This window comes from Rhodococcus sp. 05-2256-B1, from assembly GCF_002258465.1.
Taxonomy (GTDB): Bacteria; Actinomycetota; Actinomycetes; order Mycobacteriales; family Mycobacteriaceae; genus Rhodococcoides; species Rhodococcoides fascians.
On the sequence record NZ_NOZA01000038.1, the window covers coordinates 17,183 to 41,281 of the forward strand.

The following is a 24,099-nucleotide window of genomic DNA, read 5'->3' on the forward strand; positions in this document are numbered from 1 at the left end:
GACGGCCCGCGTCTACTTTAGGGGTGGTAAAACAGTCTTCAAGTAGGTTTGTGTACCGCAAACGAACCTTTACCTCGCGGGTCGGGCTCGTGCAAGGAGAATCATGACGATTCAGGACGCGTACGCGCCGACCCGATCTGTGCCGACGGTATCCGTGTCGAGCCGAGCTGTGTCGACGGGACCTGTACCGGCACGATCCGCGCTCGCCCCGCTGTGTCGTCCCGACGGCCGCGACACGCTGATGGCGCGCTACCGCGAGGTAGCCCACGCCATGCCGGATGCGGCCGCGTTGCACGCGGCGGGGACGTCACTGACTTTCGACCAGCTGCTGCATCGCGTGTACTCGCAGGCCCGCAAGATTGCTGCCCTGCGCCCGTCCGATCATCGCCCCGTCGCCGTCGAGGCGGACGCGTCGGTCGACTCGATCGTGCTGATGCTGGCCGTCATCGCCGCAGGCCATCCATTGGTTCCGCTGGATCCGCAACTCCCCCACGAGCGCCGCGACCGCATCGTCGAACAGGCCAAGGCCTCGACCCTCGATTCGGCGACCGTCGACGCAGCGGTCGATTCCTGCGTACCGCTGCCGACGGTCTCGGGCGGCCACACCGCGGTGATCAACTACACGTCCGGATCCACCGGTACGCCCAAAGGCGTCGTACTCAGTCATCGCATGTGCCTGACCAAGGCGTACGAGGTGTCGACCGCGCTGGGGTTGGGCACCCACGATCGCGTCGGCGATGCCCTTCCCGTCAGTTTCGGCGCGGGCCTGAACACTCTGTTCGCCGGGCTGCTCAGCGGTGCCACCGTTCATTGCCGTGACCCTCGATCCGGCACGGTCGGCAGCATCGCAGAGTGGGTATCGGAGCACTCGCTGACCACGTTGCACTGCTCGTCGTCGCTGCTGCGCGCCGTCGCGGGCCAGGTCACCGTACCCACGCTGCGCGTCGTCACCACGTACGGAGAATCTCTGCACGCCGACGACGCGCGCCGCTTCCGCCTGGCTTCCGACAACCGCGCCACACTCGTCAATTGGTACGCGACCACCGAGGCCGGGGCCGTCGCGTTCAGCGAGTACCCCCTCGACCGTGCGCTACCGTCCGGCTTTCTGCCCGCGGGCACTCCCGTCGCAGGAAAGCTCGTCGAGGTCGTTGCTGCTGACGGCTCCCCGTGCGAACCCGACGTCATCGGCGAGGTGCGCGTCACGTCGGCGTGCCTGGCCGACGGCTATCTCGAGGATGTCGGCGTGGACTCGGAGAAATTCGCCGCCCTCGGCGACGGCCTGTTCCGCTACCGCACCGGCGACCTGGGCCGGTTCGATCAGGACGGAACATTGCAGCTCGCCGGGCGCATCGACGACGCAGTCAAGGTACGCGGCTACCTCGTCGAACCGGCCGAGGTGGAGGCAGCACTGCGCGCGCTGCCGAACATCGACGATGCCGTGGTGATCGGCAGGAGATCCGGCACCGATACCGACCTCGTCGCGTACATCTGCTCCGACCGCACCGTCCGGGCGAGCCAGGCCGACATCAGGGCCGCCCTGCGCCGAACCCTGCCGGAATGGATGGTGCCCACCCACCTCGTCGCGCTCGACGCCATGCCCCGCAACGAACGCGGCAAGATCGACCGCAGAGCACTGCCCGAGCCGTCCGACCGACGCGTCGAACGCACCGCGGTCGGCCCCACCGAATACATCGTCGCGGAGGCCGCTCGCACTGCACTCGGACTGGACGCCATCGGGCGGGACGAGGATTTCCTCGAACTCGGTGGCAACTCGCTGACCATGACGGCGATGCTCGCCCACTTGCGCGAGAACCTGAAGATCGACCTCGATCCGCAGGACGTGTTCGCGTCGACCACCGTGCGAACGCTGGCGACCACCGTCGACGCTCGGCTTCGCGACACCGCCGCCGCACGTCGGAGCTCGTCCGGTGTCCACGACGTTCTGGTCCCGCTGCGCACCGGGGGTACCGGAGCTCCGATCTTCCTGATCGGTGGTGCCGGCGTGGGCGCGATGGCGTTTCTCGATCTGGTCAAGCACCTCGACGCAGACCGTCCCGTCTATGCCCTGCAGGCACACGGCCGAGGCACACGCGGGCGACCGGACCGGACCATCAGAGCCACTGCGGCACGGTATGTCGACGCGATCCGGACGGTGGCCCCCGACGGCCCGTTCCATCTTGTCGGCCACTCGCTCGGCGGCTGGATCGCCATCGCGATGGCAGAGAAGATCAGAGATTCCGGCGTCGGTACCCCGCATCTGCTACTTCTCGACACCCGGCTGTTCCGTCATCTCCTGGACCGGCTTCCCGGGGGTACGTCTGTCCCGGCAGCGCCGCCCGCACCGACCAGAGAAGACGCCGGCTTCCATCTGGGCCGTGCCGGTACGGCTGCGCTGTGGCTGCGTATGCAATTCGCTGGGCTGTTGCGGTATCCGACGACCATGGAATGGTTGGTGTTCGCCAGCATCGGGTACGTGGCGTTGAACAAGCATGTGCCGACTCCGTGGTCGGGGTCGATGACTGTGGTTCGCACCACCGAGAACGTCAAGGACCTCCGGTCGTGGCGAGCAGTCGCTCACGGCGAGCTGACATTCGTCGATATCACCGGCCACCACGCGAACATGTTGCGCGGACCGATGGCGAAGGAACTGGCCGACATCATCGACGACACCGTCGACAACGCGCGCTGACTGGGAATATCACCCGCGACGGCCTGTCGCGGTGGCGGCACAGCTTGTACGTTTGTGCCGGACGGCTAATTAGCCGAGCCACCGGCCCGAACCGAGACAGGGAGGTCGACCATGAGCGCATCGTACGAACTGCAGTCGGTGGAACTACACAAGGACGTCTTGCGGTACGTCGATATCGGCGACGGGCCGCCCGTGATTCTCGTCCACGGGCTGCTCGGATCGCACAAGTCCTGGGGCCCGCAGATCGAGCGACTGTCGGACCGGTATCGGGTCATCGCACCCGACCTGTTCGGGCACGGTGACTCCGACAAACCGTCCGGCGACTATTCGCTCAGTTCGCACGCGGCCACCATCCGCGACCTGATGGAGTACCTGAACATCGACTCGGCACCACTGGTCGGCCACTCGCTCGGCGGCGGCATCGTCATGCAGATGACGTACCTCTTTCCCGAACGGGTCGATCGCCTCGTGCTGGTCAGCAGCGGCGGGCTCGGCCCGGAGGTCAGCTTGCTACTCAAAGCCGCGACGCTACCCGGCAGCGAACTGGTGCTTCCGATGTTGGCCTCGGATTGGTTCCGCAGGAACACCGAAGGTGTGCTGGCTCGACTGGGCAAGTGGGGGGTTCCGGTAGAGCCCGGCCCCAGCATGGCCGAGACGTGGCGCTCGTTCCGATCGGTCGCAGACCGATCGACGCGGGAGGCATTTCTGGCGTCGACGCGGGCCGTCGTGGGTCCTCGCGGCCAAACCGTCAGTGCCAAGCAACATTTCGAGAAGTTCGAGTCCATTCCCTCGCTGCTGATCTGGGGCGGCAAGGACCGCATGATTCCCGCCAAGCATGCGGACAACATCCGACGCGAGGTACCCAACAGTCGCGTCGAGATCTTTCCCGACGCCGGCCACTTCCCGCAGCTCGACGAGCCGGACTTCCTCTTCCGGCTGCTGGACGAGTTCTTGGCCGCCAACCACACCGACTCGAGCGACGCGGACACCGGCGCGCCGACGGAGATCACCCCGGCAGCCATGCCGCTGCAGCGCCCGTGAGCGTCATCCCGATGTTCCCGCTCGGCAGCGTGTTGCTGCCGGGCGAACGTCTCCCGTTGCACATCTTCGAGCCTCGATACCAGGCACTGGTACAGGACTGTCTGAAGATGGACGATCCCCGTTTCGGCGTCGTTCTCATTGCCCGGGGGCACGAGGCAGGCGGCGGCGACGTCCGACACGATGTGGCGACGATTGCCCACATCATCGGTCACGAGGCCATCGGAGACGGCAGGTATCTACTCGAGTGCGTCGGCGGCGAACGGATCCGCATCGACGCGTGGCTCCCGGACGACCCCTACCCACTGGCCGACGTCCGCGCATGGCCCGACGCAGACGTCGATGCCGTCATCGCCGACACGCAATTCGCCGCTACCTGGGCCAAGGTCGAGGATCTGTACGAACTGATCGGTCGGCTCGAATCCTCCGGGGACATCGTGACGCCGGGCGTTCCGGATTTTCTGAGCCTCCCGATTTCGGCGGCCGAGAAGATGTGGTCGCTGGCCTCGTTGATCCCGATGGGCCAGTCCGACCGACTCGACATCCTGTCGGCACCGGACGCCCCGTCGCGCTTGAAGGCACTCGACGACGCGATCGAAAACGTCACGGCCGTCGTGCAATTCAGACTTCAGCCCTGACCGGAGCCAGCCCGGCGAACCCAGAAAAGAAATCAGGCCCGGCACCATCGGTGCCGGGCCTGATCTTCGTAGTAGCGGGGACAGGATTTGAACCTGCGACCTCTGGGTTATGAGCCCAGCGAGCTACCGAGCTGCTCCACCCCGCGTCGGGTGATACCCACGGTACATGCCGTCGTGGCAGACTCCCAATCGCCAGGTCAACGCTCTACGGTTCTTTCATGCCCACCGAGTCGTCACCCGTCCTGTCTTTTCCACACCAGGCGGTCGTACAGATCACGCTGAGCAACCCTCCGGTGAACGCCTTGACCCAGTCTGCGACGCGACGTCTGCGGGCGATGTTTCGCGAGCTGGCCGAGAACTCCTCCGTCCGGGCCGTCGTGCTCACCGGCGACCGGGTGTTCAGTGCCGGTTCGGACATCTCCGAAATGCCCGCGATGCAGGCGGCAGGCGACGTCCTCGAACGCAAGAGCAATGTCGAGAACGCGACCCTCGAATTACTGGCCGACCTACCGCTCCCGACGGTCGCAGCCATCGACGGGTTCGCCCTGGGCGGTGGGCTCGAGATGGCGCTGTGCTGCGATCTCGTCGTCGCCGACGCGGGTGCCCGCCTCGGCTTGCCCGAGATCGATCTGGGGCTCGTCCCCAGCAGTGGCGGCACCATGCGTGCATTACGGCGCGTGGGTCAGTCGCGCGCAGCCGAACTCGTCTTGCTCGGCGAGCCCATCTCTGCCGAAACCGCACTGGAGTGGGGTCTGATCAATCGAGTGGCTCCCCGCGGTGGGTCCTTGTCGGTGGCACTGGACCTGGCACACGTGCTGGCCGCCAAGTCCCGCTCGGCCGTGCACGCGAACAAACGCGCTCTCGCGCTCACGTTCGGGCAGTCACCACACGAACCGGCACGACGCGCACTGCCGGTGTTCGAGGAAGCTTTCGAGTCGGCCGACGGCCGAGAGGGCGTACGGGCCTTCCTCGCCAAGGAATCACCGAACTTTCGATAGCCGGGCCCGCGCGAGAAGTGCTGCACCGGTGACGATCTCCCATCCGATGATGGTGTAGACGGAAATCCGCTCGAACGCTCCACCGCCGAGGATGCCGGTATCGGCGAGAAACAATGCGAAACCGGCCAGCCCCGCGACACCGGCGACGGCGCTGGCCGCCGTGTACCACCGAGGTGCGCCGACGCGTCCGCCGTACCGGCCTGCAGCCAGGAGCACCAGGTTTCCACCGATGATCGCCATACCCGCGCCCGCTGCATGCGGAGTCGATGCTCCGTCGACCGAAGCATGCGCGAGCCCGACCACGATGCTGCCGACGCCGTGCACGACCGACGTGCCCAGCACGATCCAGCGCGCTCGCCCCTCGAACAACACCGACAATCCGAGGCCGGCAAGAACGAACAGCGTGCCGTCGACCACGAAGCCGGCATTCATCACCGTATGCAGCGGCGACAGATCTGGGATGCCGAGGTCACTGATGTTGTTGCGCGCGTAGCTGTACGGTCGGTCGGTCCAGCCCAGCGCCGAAATCGCTTCGGCAGCGAGGTAGGTACACCCACCGACGACGAACGCCGCGGCGGCCAGAACTGTCGATCGCTTCACCACTGCAGTATTCACTGCCCGATACCCGATGGGTCATTCTGCAGGCTCCACTCCCGGCGACCCCGATGCACCGGGCTTGTACCGATTGGTACAGTACCGGCTCATGAGCGATCGCCACGACGTGGTGCCGATACTCGCAGGAGTGTTCCGCGACCACGGGTTCGACGGGTCGTCCCTCGCGGTCATCAGCAGATGCACCGGACTCGGCAAAGGCAGTCTCTACCACTACTTTCCGCGGGGAAAGCAGGAAATGGCCGAGGCAGTCCTCGACGACGTCGAGCTGTGGTTCCACCACAACGTCTTCGAGCCGCTGCGGCACGGAGACGACGCGGCGTCGACGACCCACGACATGTTCGAGCAGACCGCCCGCTATTTTCGATCCAATCGCCTGGTGTGCCTGTTCGGCGCGTTCACGCTCGGGCTCGAGCGTGCCACCTTCTCCAGCCGTGTCGCCGCGCATTTCACCCAGTGGATCGAGGCACTCACTCCGGTGCTGCAGCGGCTCGGACACGGCGACGCGGCGGCCGAACTGGCCGAAGAGATCGTCGCCGGGATCCAGGGGGCGTTGGTGCTGGCGAGGGCTTTCGACGATGCCACACGATTCGACCGGGTGCTGGCCCGACTCGAAGCCTCGGCCGCACGCGTGTCGGCGGGAGTGCACGCATGACACCTGACGACACGACGCCGAAGCCGGCACCCGAGCTGAAGACCTTCGGGATACGAGAGTTGTTGCGACTGATCGTGATCGGATCGGTGCTGACGTACTTTCAGTTCATCGCAGTCGGCCGCTGGGTTCGTGCGCCGCGGCGCGGCTGGCCGGTTCACGCCTCCAAAGCCGTCGTCGACGCGTTCTTCGTGCTCGGCCCCACCTTCGTCAAGGTGGGGCAACTGATGGGTTCGTCGCCCGGACTGTTTCCCAAGGTCCTCGCCGACACCTGTCTGCGATGCCTGGACGAGGTGCCGCCGTTTCCCGGGTCGCAGGCCCGCGCGGTGATCGAGGCAGACCTGGGCCGGAGCGTCGAGGAGTTGTTCTCCTCGTTCGACGACGTACCTCTCTCGTCGGCGTCGGTCGCCCAGGTACACCTGTGCGTGCGCCGCGACGACGGCCGCGAAGTGGTCATGAAGGTGCAGCGGCGAGGCATCTACCATCGCATGAAGATCGACCTGCGAATCGCATATCTCATCGCGCGCGGTCTCGAGAAGTTCATTCCGTTCTTCGCCACGGCCAACGCGTCGGCCATCATCGTCGACCTGCACGCCGCGACGTTCGCAGAACTCGACAGCGCAGTGGAAGCCAAGCGACAGCACAGCTTTCGCAGTGCAATCGGGGCATTCGGCGACAACAAGCACGTCACCGCACCCGAGGTGTTTCTCGACTACTGCGGTGGACGCGTGATCTGCATGGAACGCATGCACGGCTCGCCGCTGGACCGGTACCGGCCCGGTGAGCAATCGGAGCTGATCGTCCGCCGTGCCGCCAAGGTCTGGATGGAGGCCCTGGTACTGCACGGCCTGTTCCACGGCGACGTGCACGCGGGAAACGTCTGGGTGCTCGACGACGGCAGAGTGGCCTTTCTCGACTTCGGCGTCATGGGCGAGGTGGACGAGCAGTGGCGCGCGTTGTTGCTCGACCTCTTCCACGCCACGGTGATCGACGGCGACTTCACCCGCCTCGCCGGTACCGTCAAACGTCTGGGAATCGTTGCCCCGCAGATGGGTTCGGACGCCGAAGTCGGCGCGATTCTGCAGTCGGTGTTCGCGCCGATGCTCTCGGCCACCCTCGCCCACTTCAGCCTGGCGGACTTCATCCGGGCGTTGGTCGGCATGGGCAAGCAGTACAAGACGTCGAGCCCCGAGGAGCTGATCCTGGTGGCCAAGCAGCTCGGCTACTTCGAGAGGTATGCCATCGAACTCGCACCGAACTGGGCGTTGGGCACCGACCCGTTCGTGTTCAAGAACGTCTTTCCCGCCGAGATCGCGGCGCTGTCCGAGGCACGGGGCATCGAGCTACCGGAGTGATCCGGCAGCCCGCGCACCCGATCACAGACTGAAGTCGAGAACCACTTTCCCTGCTGCCGTTCGGTTTTCGAGCGAGGCGATCGCTGCTGCCGCGTCGGAGACGGGGAAGACGGACGGCTCGGGAGCCACGAGCGAACCGTCCGCGAGCAGTGGCTCGATCTCGGCCCACTGAGTGGCCAGGTAGCCCGGGCGCGTCATCCACCATGCACCCCAGCCGACGCCGACGACATCGACGTTGTTGAGCAGCAACCGGTTGACCTTGACGGTCGGGATCTCGCCACCGGTGAAGCCCAGCACCAGGATTCGGCCCGACGGCGCGAGCGAACGGATGCTGTCGGTGAACCGGTCACCGCCCACCGGATCGACGACCACGTCGACGCCACGGCCGCCGGTCAGCTCCTTGACCGCGTCCTTCCAGCCGTCGACCAGTACGACGTCGGTGGCCCCGGCGGCTCGCGCGATGTCGGCCTTGGCTGCCGAGCTCACCACTGCGATCACCCGTGCTGCCCCGAGCACCGGAGCCATTCGCAGAGCGGAGGTTCCGATCCCGCCCGCCGCGCCGTGCACCAACACCGTCTCGCCCTGCGCCAACCGGCCGCGCTCGCGCAACGCGAAGTGCACCGTCAGATCGTTGAACAGCAAGCCGGCACCCGCAGTGAGCGACACGGACTCGGGCAATGCGAACACAGTGTCGGGCGAGACGACGGCGACTTCTGCCATACCGTCGCTGAGCCCCGTCAACGCTGCCACGCGGTCTCCGGCCGAGAAGCCGGAATCCGCCGGAGCCGACCGCACGATGCCGGCGATCTCGCTGCCCGGAACGAACGGCAACTCGGGCTTGTACTGGTACAGCCCACGGGTGAGCAACGCGTCGGGGAACGCGACGCCCGCGGCCCTGACCTCGATGACCACCGACCCATCACGCGCGGTGGGTTCGTCGATATCGGCAACGGTCACCGAATCGGGTCCATCGAGACTGGAGATCTGTACCGCGCGCATGAAGTGTCCTCTCGGTCGGGATCGTTCCCTGCCTGCCACGGTACAAAACTGCCGTACTCACCGCCGCTACCGGCATCCACTCCTGGTGATGTGCTCCAATCGAGGGGTGAACACCACTCCCCTCACCGTCGTCTCGCCCGACGGCACCGCCCGCGGCGGCGTCATCGTCATCCAAGAAGCCTTCGGGGTCACCGACCACATCGTCGACGTCTGCAACCGGGTCGCGGCCGCAGGCTGGGTAGCCGTGGCTCCGCATCTGTTCCACCGGCAGGAAGGTGTGAGCGTGCTCGACTACTCGGATATGGATTCCGCCATGGCGGCCATCGGGAAACTCGAGGCGGATGAGGTGGACTCCGACGTGGACGCGGCGGCGAGTGCGCTGGCCGAACTGGGGTTCGAGCCCTCGTCCATCGCGATCGTCGGCTTCTGTATGGGCGGGACCGTGGCCTTCCACACCGCGGTTCGACGGCAACTCGGTGCGGCCGCCACGTTCTACGGTGGCGGAATCACGAAGGGCCGCTTCGGTTTTCCCGCGATGGCCTCGGTGGGCGACGCCCTCCAGACACCGTGGCACGGCTTCTTCGGAGATCTGGACGAGGGCATTCCGTTCCAGGACGTCGAGACACTGCGGGAGGTCACCGCCACGGCACCGGTCGGCACCGAGATCACCCGATACCCCCACGGCAAGCACGGCTTTCACTGCGACGACCGCCCTGCCGTGTTCGATGCCGCAGCCGCAGGCGACGCGTGGACCAAGACCCTCGAGTGGTTCGACGCGCATGTCGCACGCTGAGCACCCTCGCTCCGACGCCGAACTCGCGGAGGAGACCGAACGCATCGTCGCGTTCTGGACCGAGCTGGCGTTGCCCGGTCTGTTCGACGTCCACACGCACTTCATGCCGAAGAACGTGATGGACAAGGTATGGAGCTACTTCGACAGCGCAGGCCCGCTGACGGGCAGCGTCTGGCCCATCTCGTACCGCTTCGCCGAAGACCGGCGGCTGCAGGTGATTCGAGGGTTCGGCGTGCAGCGATTCACGTCGATGATCTACCCGCACAAACCTGCGATGGCGGCCTGGCTGAACTCCTGGGGCGCCGACTTCGCGGCTCGCACCCCCGATTGCCTGCAGACTGCCACGTTCTATCCCGAGGACGGAGCAACGCAGTACGTCGAGCAGGCGGTGACGAACGGAACCCGAATCTTCAAGTCGCACATTCAGGTCGGGAACTATTCGCCCAACGACCCGCTGCTCGACGGCGTCTGGGGCACCATTTCGGATGCGCAGATTCCGGTGGTCATCCACTGCGGCTCCGGACCGGCACCCGGCTCGTATACCGGCCCCGAGCCGATCGCCGCTCTGCTGCAGCGGTTTCCGACGCTACCGCTGATCGTCGCGCACATGGGCATGCCCGAGTACGTCGACTTTCTCGATCTGGCCGATCGATACGAGAACGTACGTCTGGACACCACCATGGCCTTCACGGATTTCTCCGAAGCCGCTGCGCCGTTTCCCCGGCACGAGATGCCGCGGCTGTTGGACCTACAGGATCGCATTCTGTTCGGGAGCGACTTCCCGAACATCCCGTACCCCTACCTGGACTCGCTGCAGGCGGTGAGCCGTCTCGGACTCGGTGACGAGTGGGTCCGCGCCGTGTGCTGGAGCAACGGCGCGGCCCTGTTCGGCTGAGTCCCGTTCGCGGGTCTCAGCCCACCCAGAATTCGGCGATACGCTCGGCGATGGCGGTGCCCTGCGCCCGGCCCGCTGTTGCCGCCGCTGCGCGCACGGCGATGTCGGTGGGGTCGGGTCCGATCGCAGCCGACGAAGCCGCGTCGGGAACGATCACTTCCACCTTCGAGCCGCCCTTGACCAATTTTCCCCGTTCGACCTCGAAGGGGTCGCCTTCCAGGTCGAGTGCGCCGACCTTGAGCACCAGCACCTTCTCGAAACCCACCGCCAGATCGGCGTTCTCGCTCGCACGGATACCGCCGTCGACGTAGCGGTGATCGCCGATCGTCACCGGCGGCCACATGCCCGGGATAGCGCAACTCGCGGCCACGGCGTCGATGAGCTCGACGCCCGATCCCCGGTCCAGTACTCGATGGCGCCCCGTCAGGGCGTCCACGGTGACGATCCGCAGATCACGGTCGGGCCACGAGTGCTTCGTCAGTCGACGGGCGATGATGGCTCGTCGTTCCCGTTCGCTGATCGTCGCTGTCGCCAGAGCTTCGGCGCCGATGCGCCTGCGGGTGTCGAGCGCGCTGCCGTCCGAGTTCTGGGCTGCTCGGGCCAACATGGTGACGAGCTCGTCGATGGTGGCCTCGGCGTGTGGCTCGTTGTCCTGCTTCGACTCGTCCGCCTGACGCTCGAAGAACTCCGACACCGGGGTGCCGCTCGAGATCTGAGCAGCCACCGAAGAACCGGCCGACGTTCCGAGCAACATCTCGGCGTCGCTGACATCGGCCCCGGCCTCGGCCAGTCCCAGAAGGACGCCTGTCTGCCACGCAATGCCCGCTACACCGCCGCCGCCCAATACGAGCGCTCGTCTGGCCATGGTCGTAACCCCGTTCTTCCGCTGGACCCGTCAGGAACTTACAGCCCCGCCGCCGACCCGCGGACGTAACCACGTGATCAGGTCGTCGAGCACGCGTTCCTGCTCCGGCTCGTTGAAGACTTCGTGGAACAGCCCGTCGTAGGTTTTCAAGGTCAGGTCCTCGGATCCCGCCAGCTCGGCGATCAGCTCGCTGCCCGAGACGTCGGCCAACCGGTCTGCGGTTCCGTGCTGCAGCAACACCGGAATGGTCAGCGACGGCAATCTGGCGGGATACGTACGACTCTCCTGCAACAACGCTGCAGCGAGCCCGGCCGTGACGCTGCCGTGATAGCCCAGCGGATCGGCGACATAGGCGTCGACGACGGCTTTGTCGCGGGAGACGTCGTTGGGGTCGAGTTTCAGCACCGGCAGCGACGGCAGGAACCTGCCGAGGACTGCACCGACCGCGACCAACGCTTTCGGCTGGCCCACGGACGGGTTGACCGCAGGCCCGGACAGCATCAGTGCGTCCAGATCACCCTGATGGTCGAGGGCGTAGGACAGTGCGATGGCACCGCCCATGCTGTGTCCGAGGAGGAAGGTGCGGCTGCCGGGGTGCTCCTCCGCCGCGATCGAGAACAGTGTGTGCAGGTCGTCGGTGAAGTCCGACCATTTCGCCAAAGAGACTCGTTTGCCACCGGATCGCCCGTGCCCGCGGTGGTCGGGTGCGTAGACGACGAGGCCGAGCGAGCCGAGCCGCTCGATCACGTGTCGGTACCGTCCTGCGTGCTCCGCCAGGCCGTGGGCCAGCACCAGAACGCCGGTGGGCGAATTATCGGCGGCGACGTCCGGGGTCCAGACGTCGTAGACGATGCGAGTTCCGTGTACCCCGGCGAACGACGACTCGACATGCTGCATTCGGTCACCGTACAAGGACCGCGACGCCTTCGACGGCCCATCGCTCGAACCCCACAGATTCGTCTAGGTAACTATCCTCAGAGGCGTGGCGATGTACTTGTGACAGACCACCACCGCACCCCCTCGTACCGCGTGGGCAGCCTCGAAGATCAGGAGTGAGTTCACGCATGCCCGACAAGGACGCCGCAGGGGCCTCGCCGACGTGGCGCGATCCCAAGCGTTATCTCTGGCCGCTCGGCCTGACGATTCCGCTGAGCCCGTTCCTGGCGTGGGGCTTGGTGACACTCCTCGGACCCGGCGCATTCTGGGCACTCGGGCTGATGATCATGGGCATCGCGCTGCCCCTGGTCGACAAGTTCGCCGGCGTCGACCGCAGCAATCCACCCGACGAGGCTCTCGCAGCACTCGACAAAGACAAGTACTACCGGTGGTGCGTCTACCTCTTCCTCCCGCTGCAGTACGCCGGACTCGTGGCCGCGTGTTACCTGTGGGCCCACGGCCCACTCGGCACACCGGAGAGAATCGGCCTGGCCGTCACTGTGGGCGTCGTCGGCGGCGTCGGCATCAACGCCGCGCACGAACTGGGGCACAAGCGCGAGAACGTCGAGCGGTGGCTTTCCAAAGTCACTCTGGCGCAGACGCTGTACGGCCACTTCTACGTCGAGCACAACCACGGCCACCATCTGCGCGTCGCCACCCCCGAGGATCCGGCGTCGGCGAAATTCGGTGAATCGTTCTGGAAGTTTCTGCCACGCACGATGTTTCACGGTCTGCATTCGGCCTGGGATCTCGAAACCCGTCGACTCGCGCGGTCGGGCTCGTCACCGTGGACGCTGCGCAACAACCTTTTCAACGCGGCCGCGATGAGCATCGTTCTGTTCGGGGTACTGATCGCAGTGTTCGGTTGGATCGTGTTGCCGTACCTACTGATTCAGGCCGTCATCGCCATCGTCCTGTACGAGGCGGCCAACTACCTCGAGCACTACGGCCTGATGCGCACCAGGCGTGCGGACGGTCGCTACGCCAAGCCCTCGCACCGCGACAGCTGGAACAGCGATCACCTGTGGAGCAACCTGTTTCTGTACCACCTGCAACGCCACAGCGACCATCACGCGAATCCGGTACGCCGCTACCAAGCACTACGCACCGTCGACGAGTCTCCGCAACTCCCGGCCGGATACGCGGTGATGATCTTCTGCGCGATGGTTCCGCCCTTGTGGCGCAAGGTGATGGATCAGCGCCTGATGGACTTCTACGACGGCGACCCGAGCCTCGTCAACGTCGACCGCGCCGATCGCACAGCGGTCCGTCGCCTCGACAAGCTGAGCGAGGCGCGGGCGCAGTCGTAGCGTCGACGCCTCAGACCGCGGCGGGCTCGTCGGTTTGTGCTCTCAGGTAGCGCCCGAAATGCGGCACCGTGAACGCGATCGTGCCGCGCTCGGCCGAGTAGATCAGGCCCTTCTTGATCAAGCCGTCGCGGGCAGGCGACAGTGATGCCGGCTTGCGTTTGAGCTCGGTGGCCACGGCCGAAGTCGGCACCGAACCGTCCTCCACCGACAGTTCGGCCATCGCGCGCATGTATTCGCGTTCGGCGGGCGTCGCGCGTTCGTAGCGCGAACCGAAGAATCCGACGGCCAGTTCCTCCTCTGCTGTCGGAGCGGCAACACGCACGTCCTCGGCGGAAATCGGGCTGTCGGCGGCGAGATCCCACGTCGCTTTGCCGTAGGCCTGCACGAAGTAGGGGTAGCCGTCGGCGGCTGCGTACAGCGCGTCGAGTGCCTCGGGGGTGAATTCGACGTCCTCGCGGTCGGCCGGCGCGATCAACGCGAGGTCTGCTGCGGCTCGCTCGAGCCTGCCGATTCGGTGGTAGCTGAACAGGCGCTCGGAGTAACTCTTGGATGCCGACAACACAGCCGGTAGGTGCGGTAGTCCGGCCCCGACGATGATCAGCGGCGCGGTGTCCTGACTGAGTTCGTGGCAGGCCGCGCACAGTGCGGAGATGTCAGCGGGCCCTAGGTCCTGCATCTCGTCGATGAAGATGGCGATACCCACACCCACGTCCCCGGCCAGCGCGGAGGCGTCGAGCAGCAGTTCGACGAGGTCGATCTCGATGTCGCCGGAGTCGGCGCGGCCGGTCTTCGCCGGGACGTCGATGCCCGGTTGCCACCGTTCGCGCATCCCCTTGTCCGCGGTGGCGCGCAGCGCGAAGGCCTTGAGGACGCCGAGAAACTCGTCGACGCGTTCGGGGTCTCGATGCGAGGCCGCGATGCCGCGTACCGCCATGTGCAGCGCCGACGACAGGGGCCGGCGCAGTTCCTGGTCGGGACGAGCTTCGATCTTCCCGGTGCCCCAACCGCGCGCGATGGCCGCGGATCGGAGGTGGTTGAGCAGCACCGTCTTGCCGACGCCGCGCAGCCCGGTGAGCACGACGCTGCGTTCCGGCCTGCCTCGGGTGATCCGTTCGAGTACGACGTCGAAGGCGTCGAGCTGCTTCTTTCGACCGGCGAGCTCGGGTGGGCGCTGGCCGGCGCCGGGAGCGTAAGGGTTACGCACGGGATCCATGGGGCCAAAGTTACAACGAATCGTGCGATATATGCGGACATCTAGCTCGTGTCCTAGAGATCCGTATTCGTTCGATACTTGCGGGACGCCCGAGACCGGGGCTACTGTCGGCTCCGTGAAGCGCATTCTCGTAGTACGCCGCCGTAGCGGGGTCTGATTCGGACCGACCCCTCGCTGCGGGTCGTCGTGCTCTCTCGGTCCTCCCTTCACATTCGGAAGACCACCTTCATGAATTCACTCGCTTCGACTTTCGCCACAGATCCGTTCCATGCTCGCTTCGGCTGCGCCCTGCCGCGCACGATGCGCGACGAGATCTCCGGGCAACACATGTCGTGGACGGCCTTCGTCGACCGCTTCTCGCCCACCACCGGGCCCCTCCGGCTGGGCTCTTGGTCCGGCACTGGGGCCACCGGGGGCAAGATGTCGTTCGACGCCACCTTTGGCATCGGTGACACCATCTTCGCTTGTGCCGCAACAACATACGGACCGATCGAGGCGTTGACGTCGATGCTCCACGACGCCGGATTCCGCATCGAGATCCTCTCGTTCCACCAGCAGATCATCGGCGACGAGACCGCCACCTTCGTCCTGGCCGAGCACGACGGTCGCCGCGAATGGTCGATGTCCATCGAGCCCGACGCAACCCTGTCGTCGATCCGGGCCATCATCGCCGGGGCCAATCTGCTGCATCGATAGCCACGTCCGACGCCGCGAACTCGAAGTTGAGGACGAAAATCCGTCGAAAAGTGTCCATAACTTCGAGTTCGCCGTCGGCGTCGGTAGTGCCTTCTACGACTCTCTAGCATCGGCGCAAGAGAGGGGAATATCTTGCTAGGGCATCTCCACCGTCTGGGCGCGGTGAATCTCGGCGAGTGCGCGGCGCACATACGTCTCGGCGCGGCTTCGCCGAACGGCGAGCAGATCCGCCACCACCAACAGGGCATGTGCGGGCCGCGGCCGCGAACGTGATTGTTCGTCGACGTCCGTCACACCCAGCGCGCCGGTGAGCACTTCGACGAATCCGGCGATGTCCACGCTCGGAAGCCAGTCGGCTCCGCGGACTGTTCGGCCGAGTACTTCCTGGACGTTCTCCCCCGTCAAGCCATCGCTGTATACCTCTTCGAGCAAACTCCGTACCATCTCCGCATGCACGTTCCCGGCCTTGGCCGCGTCCGAGCGGTCCAACAGTTCGACGGCCTCGTCGAACGCGATCGGATCCTGCGCCACGACAGCAGCAAGGGCATCGACTGTGGCGTCCGCGATTCGACGCACATCGACGGGCCACTCGGTGGGCCAGGCCACGGGCACGCTGCTCGGGGGAACAGCCTCTGGGGAGGGGTCGGTCATCGCAGAAGTCTCTCACTGTCTACCGACATGGTTCCTTTTACCTGTAACCGATGTTTATACTAAGTCGCGCACTGTGGCAGCGGCCACAGTGCGGACGTGGAGGAGGTCGACTCGATGAACGAGCGCAACGCCGTCGCATCGGACCCAGGCGAAGTGATGCTTCAGGCCAGGAACGTCAAGTTCGACTGGAGCGATCTGCCGATGCACTGGGTGCCCGGCGATCCGTACACCACGCACGTCCTCAACGTGCTGCATCTACTACTCCCGGCCGGCGAACACTGGTTCGTCGACACGTTCAAAGAGGCCCTGCCCTACATCGACGACGAGAAGCTGCGCGACGACGTCATCGGCTTCATCGGGCAGGAAGCCGTGCACGCCGAGGCTCATACCGGCGTCCTCGTGCATCTGCAGAACAACGGACTCGACCCCACTCCGTTCACCGATCAGATGGAATGGGCCTTCGGCAAGGTTCTCGGATCCGATTCGGTGACGAGTCTGCGGTCGAAGAACAACCTCGTCGAGCGGCTGGCCCTCATCGCGGCCATCGAGCACGTGACGGCGTTCCTCGGTGATTGGGTACTGAATGCCGACGGTCTCGACCGCGCCGGCATCCATCCGACGATGCTCGATCTGCTGCGGTGGCACGGTGCCGAGGAAGTGGAACACCGCTCGGTTGCGTACGACACCCTTCGTTACTTCGACAAGCGCGAGGTACGTCGCCTGCGCACGTTCGTCGTGGTCGTTCCGTTGATGGGGTACATCTGGATGCGCGGCATCATCTTCCTGATGAAGAACGACCCCGAGCTGCAGAGCGCCCCGAAGTCGGTCCGCAAGCCCCGATCGGCCCTGTGGCGCAAGTCTGTTCGCCGCGGCACCCTGCCCGCGCTGACGCACGTCGGCCGCAGTATGTCTCGCTACCTGAAGAAGTCGTATCACCCGAGCCAGGAAGGCTCGACGGCTCAGGCCGTGCGCTACCTGGCGTCGTCCCCGGCCGCGCAGGCTGCGGCGCGGTGAAGCTCTCGACGCGTCGCGTTCCGCGGCTGTTACCCAAGGACGCGCCACCGGATCTGCGCGGACGCCCTCGCGCCGATCGCTCGATGCAGATGCTCGGAACGTTCCTCAACGGCTACATGCATGCGACTGCCGGCAAGGAGTACGACGACGCGGTAGCCGGCCACAATCCCGATTCCGCGCTGCGGTTGGTGGTCGTCGACCGCGAGATCATCGCCGAGGACGAGAACGTCGCCGCTCTGACTCTCGCCTCGCCGACGCGGGAGCAGCTGCCGACTTGGCATCCCGGCTGCCACCTCGATCTACATCTGCCGTCGGGTCGCCGTCGACAGTACTCGCTGTGCGGCGATCCGTCCGACCGCAGTTGCTACCGGATCGCCGTGCGCCGAATCCCCACCGGCGCAGGTGGATCCATCGAGATGCATGCACTCGAGCCCGGAACCGAGGTCACCGTACGTGGCCCACGGAACGGCTTTCCCTTCGTCGCCGAGGGCAGCGCGCTGTTCGTCGCCGGCGGCATCGGCATCACCCCCATCATCGCGATGGTCCGTGCCGCACGGATTCTCGGGATGGATTGGCAGTTCGTGTACTGCGGTCGCTCCCGGGACACGATGCCTTTTCTCGACGAGATCGAGAGCTGGGAATCGGATCGCGTGTTCGTCCGGACCGACGACGTGCACGGGTACCCCACCGAGGGTGAACTGCTCCAGCGCGCGCCCGCAGGCGGTGCCGTCTACTGCTGCGGCCCTACCCCCATGCTCGACGCCGTCCGCCGCGACTTCCGCCAGTGCCCTGCCACCGCATTGCATTTCGAGCGCTTCGGTCCGCCGCCGATCCTCGATGGCACACCGTTCGAGGTGCAGCTGATCAGCACGGGCGCTGTGCTCGACGTGGCTGCCGATGCCTCCGTGTTGACCGCAGTCAAGGAACAGAAGCCCAATATCGCGTACTCGTGCCAACAGGGCTTCTGCGGTACCTGCAAGGTGCGGGTGCTGTCCGGCGAGCCCGAACATCTGGAATCGCGATTGACCCCGGAAGAGCAGCGCGACCACATGCTCATCTGCGTCTCCCGCGCACGCAGCAGTCGTCTCGTACTCGATCTATAGAACGGAAAGACAGTGAGCAGCAACGCAGTCCGTACGACGGTCGTCAACGAAGGCATTCGGCTGGCGGTGTTCGAGAGCGGAAACCCCGACGGCGAACCCATCGTCCTCGTTCACGGGTGGCCGGATACTCACGAACTGTGGAGCCACATCGTGCCGCAACTCGAAGACCGTTTTCGGGTGATCAGCTACGACTCGCGTGGAGCCGGCGAGAGCACGGTGCCGGTCGAGCAGTCGGCGTACAAGTTGGCCCGGTTGGCGGCGGACTTCTATGCCGTGGCAGATGCGGTCAGCCCCGACGCTCCCGTTCACGTGCTCGCGCACGACTGGGGCGCCGTCGAGGTCTGGGAGGCTGCAGCCCAGCCCCAGGCGAAGGATCGAATCCGTTCGTACACATCGATCTCGGGGCCGAACCTCGATCACCTCGGCAAGTGGTCGCAGTCGCGCCTGCGTCGTCCCACCCTCACCGGCATCAAGCAGGTCCTCGCCCAGACGCGAGCATCCTGGTACACGGTCACCTTCCACATTCCCGGCCTGTCGACGCTGCGCATCAAGCGACAGTTCGCCAAGGGCTGGCCGGCATTTCTCCAGGAGTTCTCGGGAGTCGATCCGAAGCTCGTCACCCAGAACCCCACGCTGTGGTCGGACGCCACCAACGGCACCAAGCTGTACCGCGCCAACATCATTCCGCTGCTGACCAATCCGCGCGATCGGTACATCGACATCCCGGTGCACCTCATCGTCAACACCGAGGACGTCGCGGTGCGGCCGTACCACTACGACGACACCGGCAAGTGGGTGAAGAACCTCACGCGCAACGACATTCCGGCAGGACACTGGTCGCCGATCTCACATGCGGACGACATTGCCCGATTGACAACGGAATTCATCGACTCGCTGGACTGAACCTTCAGGTCATCCGGTCAGATGCCCGCGCAGCGTCGACGACGTGTATTCGGATCGAAAGAGGCCGCGCTGCTGCAGAATCGGGATCACGTGCTCGACAAAGTCGGCGAGTGAGTCCGGGTAGCGCGGGCACATCAGGTTGAAGCCGTCGGCACCGCGGCCGATCCACGATTCCATCTCGTCGGCGATGGAATCCGGTGTGCCGATCATCGTGGCGTGCCCGCCACCGGCCGCGAGGGTGCCCAGCAACTGACGCACGGTGGGCCGGTCCTTCTCGATGATGCGCAGAATCGTCTCGTAGCGGCCCTGCGGTCCGGCGAACTCTGCCGCCGGCGGGAGCGGCGGCACCGGCTCATCCAGTTCCCAAGCAGCACAATCCTGCCCGGTGAACGTCGAGAGCATCGCCAGGGATTGTTCCGTCGGCAGCAAGACGTCCAGTTCGGCCTTCTTCTGGCGAGCCTCCTCCATCGTCGATCCGATGTACGTCACCAGACCCGGCATGATGCCCACTGCCGCGCTGCCACGACCGGCTCGATCGATTCTCGTCTTCACGTCGTCGTAATAGCTTTGCGCGGCAACAAGATCGTAGGCGACGGCGTAAATCGCCTCGGCATACTTCGCCGCCAGGTCGCGGCCCGGGCCCGACGCCCCGGCTTGGAACAGAACCGGCCTGCCCTGCGGCGACCGCGGCACCGTCAGCGGGCCGTCGACTCGAAAGTGTTTGCCGTCGTGGTCGATCGAGTGCACCTTGGCCGGGTCGGCGTACATCCCGGTGCGATCGAGCGTCAGGGCATCGGGCTCCCACGAATCCCAGAGTGCCAGTGCAGTATCGACGAACTCTGCTGCGCGTGCGTAGCGCTCCTCCCGAGCCGGGATGGCGTCCATTCCGTGATTGCGTGCTTCGGCGTCGAACATGGAGGTGACGACGTTCCAGCCGGCTCGGCCGCCGCTGATGTGGTCCAACGACGCCAGCATGCGCGCGGCATGGAACGGGGTGTAGAACGTCGACGACACAGTCGTGACCAGACCGATGTGGGTGGTCGCTCTGGCCATGGCCGACAGCGCCGTGATCGGTTCGAGAAACCAGGTTCCTGCGCCGGCCGGATCGCGAACGGAATGCCCGTCGGCAAAGAACACCGCGTCGAACTTGCCCCGTTCGGCCAGCTGCGCAAGTTCCTCGTAGTACGCGATGTTGCCCAGGTCCTCCACTCGCGAATCGGGGTGCCGCCACGCTGCGCTGTGATGTCCGCAGCCGTACAGAAACGCGTTGAGGTGCATGTCAGTTCTTGACCAGGCCGCCGTCGACGACGAGGTTCTGGCCGGTCACCGACCGCGCCCACGGCGAGGCGAAGAACAGCAGAGCGTCGGCGAACTCCTCGGGCGTGGTGACGCGTTGCAGCGGGGTCGAGGCCGCGATGAAGTCGAACACCTCGGCCGGGGTCGCGGCGCTGGCATCGGTGGTGCGCAGCAGTCCACCCGAGACCATGTTGACGGTGATGTTGTCTGCGCCCAGATCGGCGGACAGAGTGCGGGTCAGCGAGAGCAGTGCGGCCTTGGAGGCGGTGTAGTCGTGGTACGGCACCACTGGGTTCTGGAACAAGTTGGTGCCCACGTTGATGATTCGGCCGAAGCCCGCCTCACGCATTCCCGGCAGGGCCGCCTGCGTGGTGAGCAGTGCCGCGCGAACGCTGCCTCGTAGCTGAGCGTCGAACCGATCCCAGGTGATGGTGTCGGCCTTCGGTCGAGCATCCCCGTCGAACGAGAAATCGGCCAGTGCGTTGTTGACGACGGTGGTGATCGGGGCGCCGAAATGCGCACGGGCCGAGTCGAACACCGAGGCCACCGCGCTCTCGTCGGTCACGTCGCCCTGAACAGCAAATGCACGGTCGCCGAGCCTGTCCGCCAACGCCTCGGCGGCATCTTTGCTGGTGCGGTAGTCGATCACCACGCGTGCACCCTGGCCGGCGAACGCCGCGGCGATCGATGCTCCCAGCCCGCGTCCACCGCCGGTGATCAACACTGTCTGCTCGTCGAGTCTCATGCGCTACGCCTCTCGTTCGAGGTCGGGACCGTCACGAGGGACAGGAAATACCGAGACATCACGACATTCCCTTCGCTGGTCCTAACCAGATCAGGTTCGACGGGTGTGATCTCAGCCCTGACGGGCACCCCGTGTCGCGGTCGACTGTACCTGTAGGTCTCTCTACTGCTTTCTTGCGCTCGACGTAGACAGCCGAACACAACCATATGCAGCGATCAGCCGATGACAGCCCAGCCGTGGGGAGGAACGCTTACCCGTCCGTCGTTCAGGTGCGCCTCACCGGCCAGTACTTCGCTGCCCTGGGCCGGGTAGTCGATGCCCTCGTCGCCGAGGTTGAGCGCCACCGTCATGGAATTGTCGTCCGCGTACACGCGGTAGAGCAGCGCGGTGTTGGTGAGCTCGAGTGTCTCGGTGCGTGCGGAGTACAACCACGGATTGCGGCGCCGAACTGCGATCAGCTCCTGATGCACTCGGTAGACGGGCCAGCCGTACGGTGCCAGATCCTCGGAGGTGTCGGGGTATTCGGGACGGACCTCGTCGTCACCGCCGACGCGATCTTCCTTGATACCGCGGAAGGCCTGTTCGTCGCCGTAGTAGATCATCGGCATCCCGCCCACGGTGAACAGAACCACCAACGCGTGCAGCAGATGTCGCTCGTCCTCGATGACGCTGGCGATGCGATTGACGTCATGATTACCGACGAACGTGGCGGGCACGAAGGCGTCGAGCCAGCCGTTGTGACGCTCCAACGCGTGCGAGAGCTCGAAGAAGTTGAGCTCGCTCAGCCCACTCCAGATCGCTTTCCACAGTTCGTACTGCGTCACCGAGTCCAACGTGGAGGCCGAGACGATCCGGTCGTAGTCACCGTGGATGACTTCGCCCAGAAAGTATGCGTCCGAATGCTTCTCACGAACCTTCGGCAGCACCGCGGCCCAGAAGCGCGGCGGTACCGCGTAGGCCGCGTCGAGCCGCCAGGCGTCGACGCCGCGTTCGAGCCAGTGCGACAGCACGTCCACCACGTACTGCTGCACGTGCGGGCTCTCGTGGTTGAGCGCGACCAGTTCGTCGTGGCCCTCGAAGTTGCGATGCGTCGGCTCGTCGCCGGACCAGTCGAGGTGGAACCACTCCGCGGCCTCGGAATCCGGGCCCTCGGCCAGGGCCTCACGGAACTTCGGAAAGCTCTGCGCCACATGGTTGAAGACGCCGTCGAACATCACTTTCAGACCGCGGGAATGCGCCGCAGCGATCAGCGAATCGATATCCTCGTCGGTGCCGAGCCGACCGTCGACGTGGTAGTAGTCGACAGTGTCGTAGCCGTGCTTCTCCGACTCGAAGATCGGCCCCAGGGCGATGCCCGAGGCACCGAGCTCGACTGCGTAGTCGAGCCACTTCTCGATTCTGTTCAGCCGGTGCAGATCCGATTGGGATTCACCGTCCCATCCGTGCACCGGAGCGCCGGTGAAGCCGAGCGGGTACAGGTGCCACCAGATGGCATGCTTCGTCCACTCCATCAGGACGCCTCGATCGAGTCGCGACCGAGCTCGCCCGCGCCGGTATGGCCGGACAGGCTGGTCACCAAGTCGAATTCGGCCAGCAGGCAACGCAATACGTGCGCAACACCCTCCTGCCCGCCGAGGGCGAGACCGTACAGGAACGGGCGGCCGAGGAGAACCGCATCGGCACCGAGCGCCAGCGCCTTGGCCATGTCGGCACCGGTGCGCACACCGGAGTCGAACAGGATCGTCAGTTCGTCGCCCACAGCCTCGACGATGGACGGCAATGCGTCGAGAGACGGCCTGGCACCGTCGATCTGACGTCCACCGTGGTTGGAGACCACGATGCCGTCGACTCCGTGGGCGGCCGCTTCTCGGGCGTCGCCGACGGTGCAGATGCCCTTGAGCACGATGGGACCGTCCCAATGCTCGCGCAGGAACGCCAGGTTCTTCCACGACAGGCCGGGATTGGGGAACATCTGCGCCCAATGCATGGCGGCCGCAACGGGATTCTCCTCGACGGGCTGAGCGAGTCCGGCTTGGAACGCCGGATCGCTCAGATAGTTCTCGATGCCGAGGTTCGCCAAGAATGGGAGGTACCCGCGGTCGAGATCGGCGGGCCGCCAGCCCAGCAACGTGGTGTCGAGCGTCAGCACCAGCGTGGTGAATCCGGTGTCCTTCGCGCGCTGCAGGAAGCTCAGCAGTACCGATTCGTCCGTCGGCCAGTACAACTGATACCAGCGCGGCGCATCTCCGCCCGCCTCGGCGATCTGCTCGAAGGAATGCGATGCCTGCGTCGAATGTATGTACGGCACACCGAGTTCCGCAACCGCGCGAACCGTCGCGAGTTCACCGTCGGGATGGGCGAGAGTCTGAATACCCACCGGAGCGATCAGCAGCGGTGCAGGCATGTCGGTGCCGAGCACGGTGCACGCATGATCACGCGAGGCCGAGCTGCGCAGCATCCGCGGCGTGATGGCCCACCTGTCGAAGGCGGCCCGGTTCGCCCGCGCCGTCGAGCCACTGCCCGCGCTGGCGACGATGTAGCCGAGCGCCTCAGGCGAGAGCTTCTCGGCAGCCTGGTCCTCCAGCCTTGCCAGGTTGGTGGTGATCGACGGTGTCTGCTGAGCGAACATCCCCGCGGCGTAGATGCCGAGTTGGTGATCGCTGAAGTTGCTGGGCCTGGCCTCGGTCATCGTTCGACC

General features: G+C 65.6%; 23 protein-coding genes, 1 tRNA gene and 1 riboswitch. Of the genes, 13 read left to right on the forward strand and 11 right to left on the reverse strand.

Annotated elements, in window-relative coordinates; translation table 11 throughout:
• Window positions 1–103: 103 nt before the first annotated feature.
• The 3 genes from CH285_RS24385 to CH285_RS24395 all read left to right on the forward strand — a co-directional run bounded on the left by CH285_RS24385 (window position 104) and on the right by CH285_RS24395 (window position 4,365).
• A complete protein-coding gene (locus CH285_RS24385) occupies window positions 104–2,689 on the forward strand; it encodes an alpha/beta fold hydrolase (RefSeq protein ID WP_080729180.1) in 2,586 nt (861 codons plus the stop codon).
• A gap of 111 nt (window positions 2,690–2,800) precedes the next feature.
• On the forward strand, window positions 2,801–3,730 hold the full coding sequence (locus tag CH285_RS24390; RefSeq protein ID WP_032369953.1) for an alpha/beta fold hydrolase: 930 nt from the start codon (window positions 2,801–2,803) through the stop codon (window positions 3,728–3,730).
• Window positions 3,727–4,365, forward strand: a complete 639-nt coding sequence (locus tag CH285_RS24395) for an LON peptidase substrate-binding domain-containing protein (RefSeq protein ID WP_032369954.1) — start codon at window positions 3,727–3,729, stop codon at window positions 4,363–4,365. Before CH285_RS24390 ends, CH285_RS24395 begins: the two co-directional genes overlap by 4 nt.
• Window positions 4,366–4,437: 72 nt before the next feature.
• Here CH285_RS24395 and CH285_RS24400 read toward each other — a convergent pair.
• A tRNA-Met gene (locus CH285_RS24400) sits at window positions 4,438–4,511 on the reverse strand.
• A 72-nt stretch (window positions 4,512–4,583) separates the two neighbouring features.
• Between CH285_RS24400 and CH285_RS24405 the strand changes: the two genes are divergently transcribed.
• Window positions 4,584–5,363 (forward strand): enoyl-CoA hydratase/isomerase family protein, encoded by a 780-nt coding sequence (locus tag CH285_RS24405; protein ID WP_052068781.1) that lies wholly within the window; start codon window positions 4,584–4,586, stop codon window positions 5,361–5,363.
• Here the strand turns inward: CH285_RS24405 and CH285_RS24410 are convergent.
• The gene (locus CH285_RS24410) at window positions 5,346–5,963 is read right to left on the reverse strand and encodes a DUF998 domain-containing protein (protein WP_032370051.1); all 618 of its coding nucleotides are present in this window, start codon (window positions 5,961–5,963) and stop codon (window positions 5,346–5,348) included. The two genes, CH285_RS24405 and CH285_RS24410, sit on opposite strands and share 18 nt — an antisense overlap.
• Window positions 5,964–6,066: 103 nt before the next feature.
• Between CH285_RS24410 and CH285_RS24415 the strand changes: the two genes are divergently transcribed.
• Window positions 6,067–6,630 carry a TetR/AcrR family transcriptional regulator gene (locus tag CH285_RS24415; protein ID WP_048318808.1) on the forward strand — a complete coding sequence of 188 codons (564 nt, stop codon included), beginning with the start codon at window positions 6,067–6,069 and terminating at the stop codon, window positions 6,628–6,630.
• Window positions 6,627–7,982: an ABC1 kinase family protein gene (locus CH285_RS24420; protein WP_032369955.1), complete on the forward strand. Its 1,356-nt coding sequence runs from the start codon at window positions 6,627–6,629 to the stop codon at window positions 7,980–7,982. The genes CH285_RS24415 and CH285_RS24420 overlap by 4 nt, the downstream gene beginning before the upstream one ends.
• A gap of 21 nt (window positions 7,983–8,003) precedes the next feature.
• Here CH285_RS24420 and CH285_RS24425 read toward each other — a convergent pair whose 3' ends face one another.
• Window positions 8,004–8,981: an NADPH:quinone oxidoreductase family protein gene (locus CH285_RS24425; RefSeq protein ID WP_032369956.1), complete on the reverse strand. Its 978-nt coding sequence runs from the start codon at window positions 8,979–8,981 to the stop codon at window positions 8,004–8,006.
• 106 nt (window positions 8,982–9,087) lie between these two features.
• Between CH285_RS24425 and CH285_RS24430 the strand changes: the two genes are divergently transcribed.
• The gene (locus CH285_RS24430; protein WP_230592944.1) at window positions 9,088–9,774 is read left to right on the forward strand and encodes a dienelactone hydrolase family protein; all 687 of its coding nucleotides are present in this window, start codon (window positions 9,088–9,090) and stop codon (window positions 9,772–9,774) included.
• On the forward strand, window positions 9,761–10,669 hold the full coding sequence (locus tag CH285_RS24435) for an amidohydrolase family protein (RefSeq protein WP_052068783.1): 909 nt from the start codon (window positions 9,761–9,763) through the stop codon (window positions 10,667–10,669). The genes CH285_RS24430 and CH285_RS24435 overlap by 14 nt, the downstream gene beginning before the upstream one ends.
• Window positions 10,670–10,685: 16 nt before the next feature.
• On the opposite strand, the gene CH285_RS24440 is transcribed toward CH285_RS24435, so the two are convergent.
• A complete protein-coding gene (locus CH285_RS24440; protein ID WP_032369958.1) occupies window positions 10,686–11,534 on the reverse strand; it encodes a patatin-like phospholipase family protein in 849 nt (282 codons plus the stop codon).
• A 30-nt stretch (window positions 11,535–11,564) separates the two neighbouring features.
• Window positions 11,565–12,431, reverse strand: coding sequence for an alpha/beta hydrolase (locus CH285_RS24445; protein WP_032369959.1), 867 nt, complete (start codon window positions 12,429–12,431; stop codon window positions 11,565–11,567).
• A gap of 167 nt (window positions 12,432–12,598) precedes the next feature.
• Here CH285_RS24445 and CH285_RS24450 point away from each other — a divergent pair, with 167 nt between their 5' ends.
• A complete protein-coding gene (locus CH285_RS24450) occupies window positions 12,599–13,780 on the forward strand; it encodes an alkane 1-monooxygenase (RefSeq protein WP_094644076.1) in 1,182 nt (393 codons plus the stop codon).
• 10 nt (window positions 13,781–13,790) lie between these two features.
• Here CH285_RS24450 and CH285_RS24455 read toward each other — a convergent pair whose 3' ends face one another.
• The gene (locus tag CH285_RS24455; protein ID WP_094644077.1) at window positions 13,791–14,993 is read right to left on the reverse strand and encodes an ATP-binding protein; all 1,203 of its coding nucleotides are present in this window, start codon (window positions 14,991–14,993) and stop codon (window positions 13,791–13,793) included.
• Between the two features lie 228 nt (window positions 14,994–15,221).
• Here CH285_RS24455 and CH285_RS24460 point away from each other — a divergent pair, with 228 nt between their 5' ends.
• Window positions 15,222–15,689 (forward strand): 2-isopropylmalate synthase, encoded by a 468-nt coding sequence (locus CH285_RS24460; RefSeq protein WP_094644123.1) that lies wholly within the window; start codon window positions 15,222–15,224, stop codon window positions 15,687–15,689.
• Window positions 15,690–15,824: 135 nt separating this feature from the next.
• Here CH285_RS24460 and CH285_RS24465 read toward each other — a convergent pair whose 3' ends face one another.
• Window positions 15,825–16,340: a hypothetical protein gene (locus CH285_RS24465; RefSeq protein ID WP_094644078.1), complete on the reverse strand. Its 516-nt coding sequence runs from the start codon at window positions 16,338–16,340 to the stop codon at window positions 15,825–15,827.
• Window positions 16,341–16,454: 114 nt separating this feature from the next.
• Between CH285_RS24465 and CH285_RS24470 the strand changes: the two genes are divergently transcribed.
• The 3 genes from CH285_RS24470 (at window position 16,455) to CH285_RS24480 (ending at window position 19,360) form a co-directional block, all read left to right on the forward strand.
• Window positions 16,455–17,354 (forward strand): metal-dependent hydrolase, encoded by a 900-nt coding sequence (locus CH285_RS24470; protein ID WP_027495186.1) that lies wholly within the window; start codon window positions 16,455–16,457, stop codon window positions 17,352–17,354.
• Between the two features lie 83 nt (window positions 17,355–17,437).
• A complete protein-coding gene (locus CH285_RS24475) occupies window positions 17,438–18,457 on the forward strand; it encodes a PDR/VanB family oxidoreductase (RefSeq protein WP_230591057.1) in 1,020 nt (339 codons plus the stop codon).
• Between the two features lie 12 nt (window positions 18,458–18,469).
• Window positions 18,470–19,360 (forward strand): alpha/beta fold hydrolase, encoded by an 891-nt coding sequence (locus CH285_RS24480; protein ID WP_032367749.1) that lies wholly within the window; start codon window positions 18,470–18,472, stop codon window positions 19,358–19,360.
• A 9-nt stretch (window positions 19,361–19,369) separates the two neighbouring features.
• Here CH285_RS24480 and CH285_RS24485 read toward each other — a convergent pair whose 3' ends face one another.
• The 4 genes from CH285_RS24485 to CH285_RS24500 form a co-directional block, all read right to left on the reverse strand.
• A complete protein-coding gene (locus CH285_RS24485; protein WP_032369962.1) occupies window positions 19,370–20,638 on the reverse strand; it encodes an LLM class flavin-dependent oxidoreductase in 1,269 nt (422 codons plus the stop codon).
• 1 nt (window position 20,639) lies between these two features.
• A complete protein-coding gene (locus CH285_RS24490; RefSeq protein WP_032369963.1) occupies window positions 20,640–21,401 on the reverse strand; it encodes a 3-oxoacyl-ACP reductase in 762 nt (253 codons plus the stop codon).
• Between the two features lie 49 nt (window positions 21,402–21,450).
• Window positions 21,451–21,543, reverse strand: a riboswitch (TPP riboswitch).
• A 73-nt stretch (window positions 21,544–21,616) separates the two neighbouring features.
• Window positions 21,617–22,912, reverse strand: coding sequence for an alpha-amylase family glycosyl hydrolase (locus CH285_RS24495; RefSeq protein ID WP_032369964.1), 1,296 nt, complete (start codon window positions 22,910–22,912; stop codon window positions 21,617–21,619).
• Window positions 22,912–24,090 (reverse strand): alpha-hydroxy-acid oxidizing protein, encoded by a 1,179-nt coding sequence (locus tag CH285_RS24500; protein WP_032369965.1) that lies wholly within the window; start codon window positions 24,088–24,090, stop codon window positions 22,912–22,914. The genes CH285_RS24495 and CH285_RS24500 overlap by 1 nt, the downstream gene beginning before the upstream one ends.
• Window positions 24,091–24,099 lie beyond the last annotated feature (9 nt).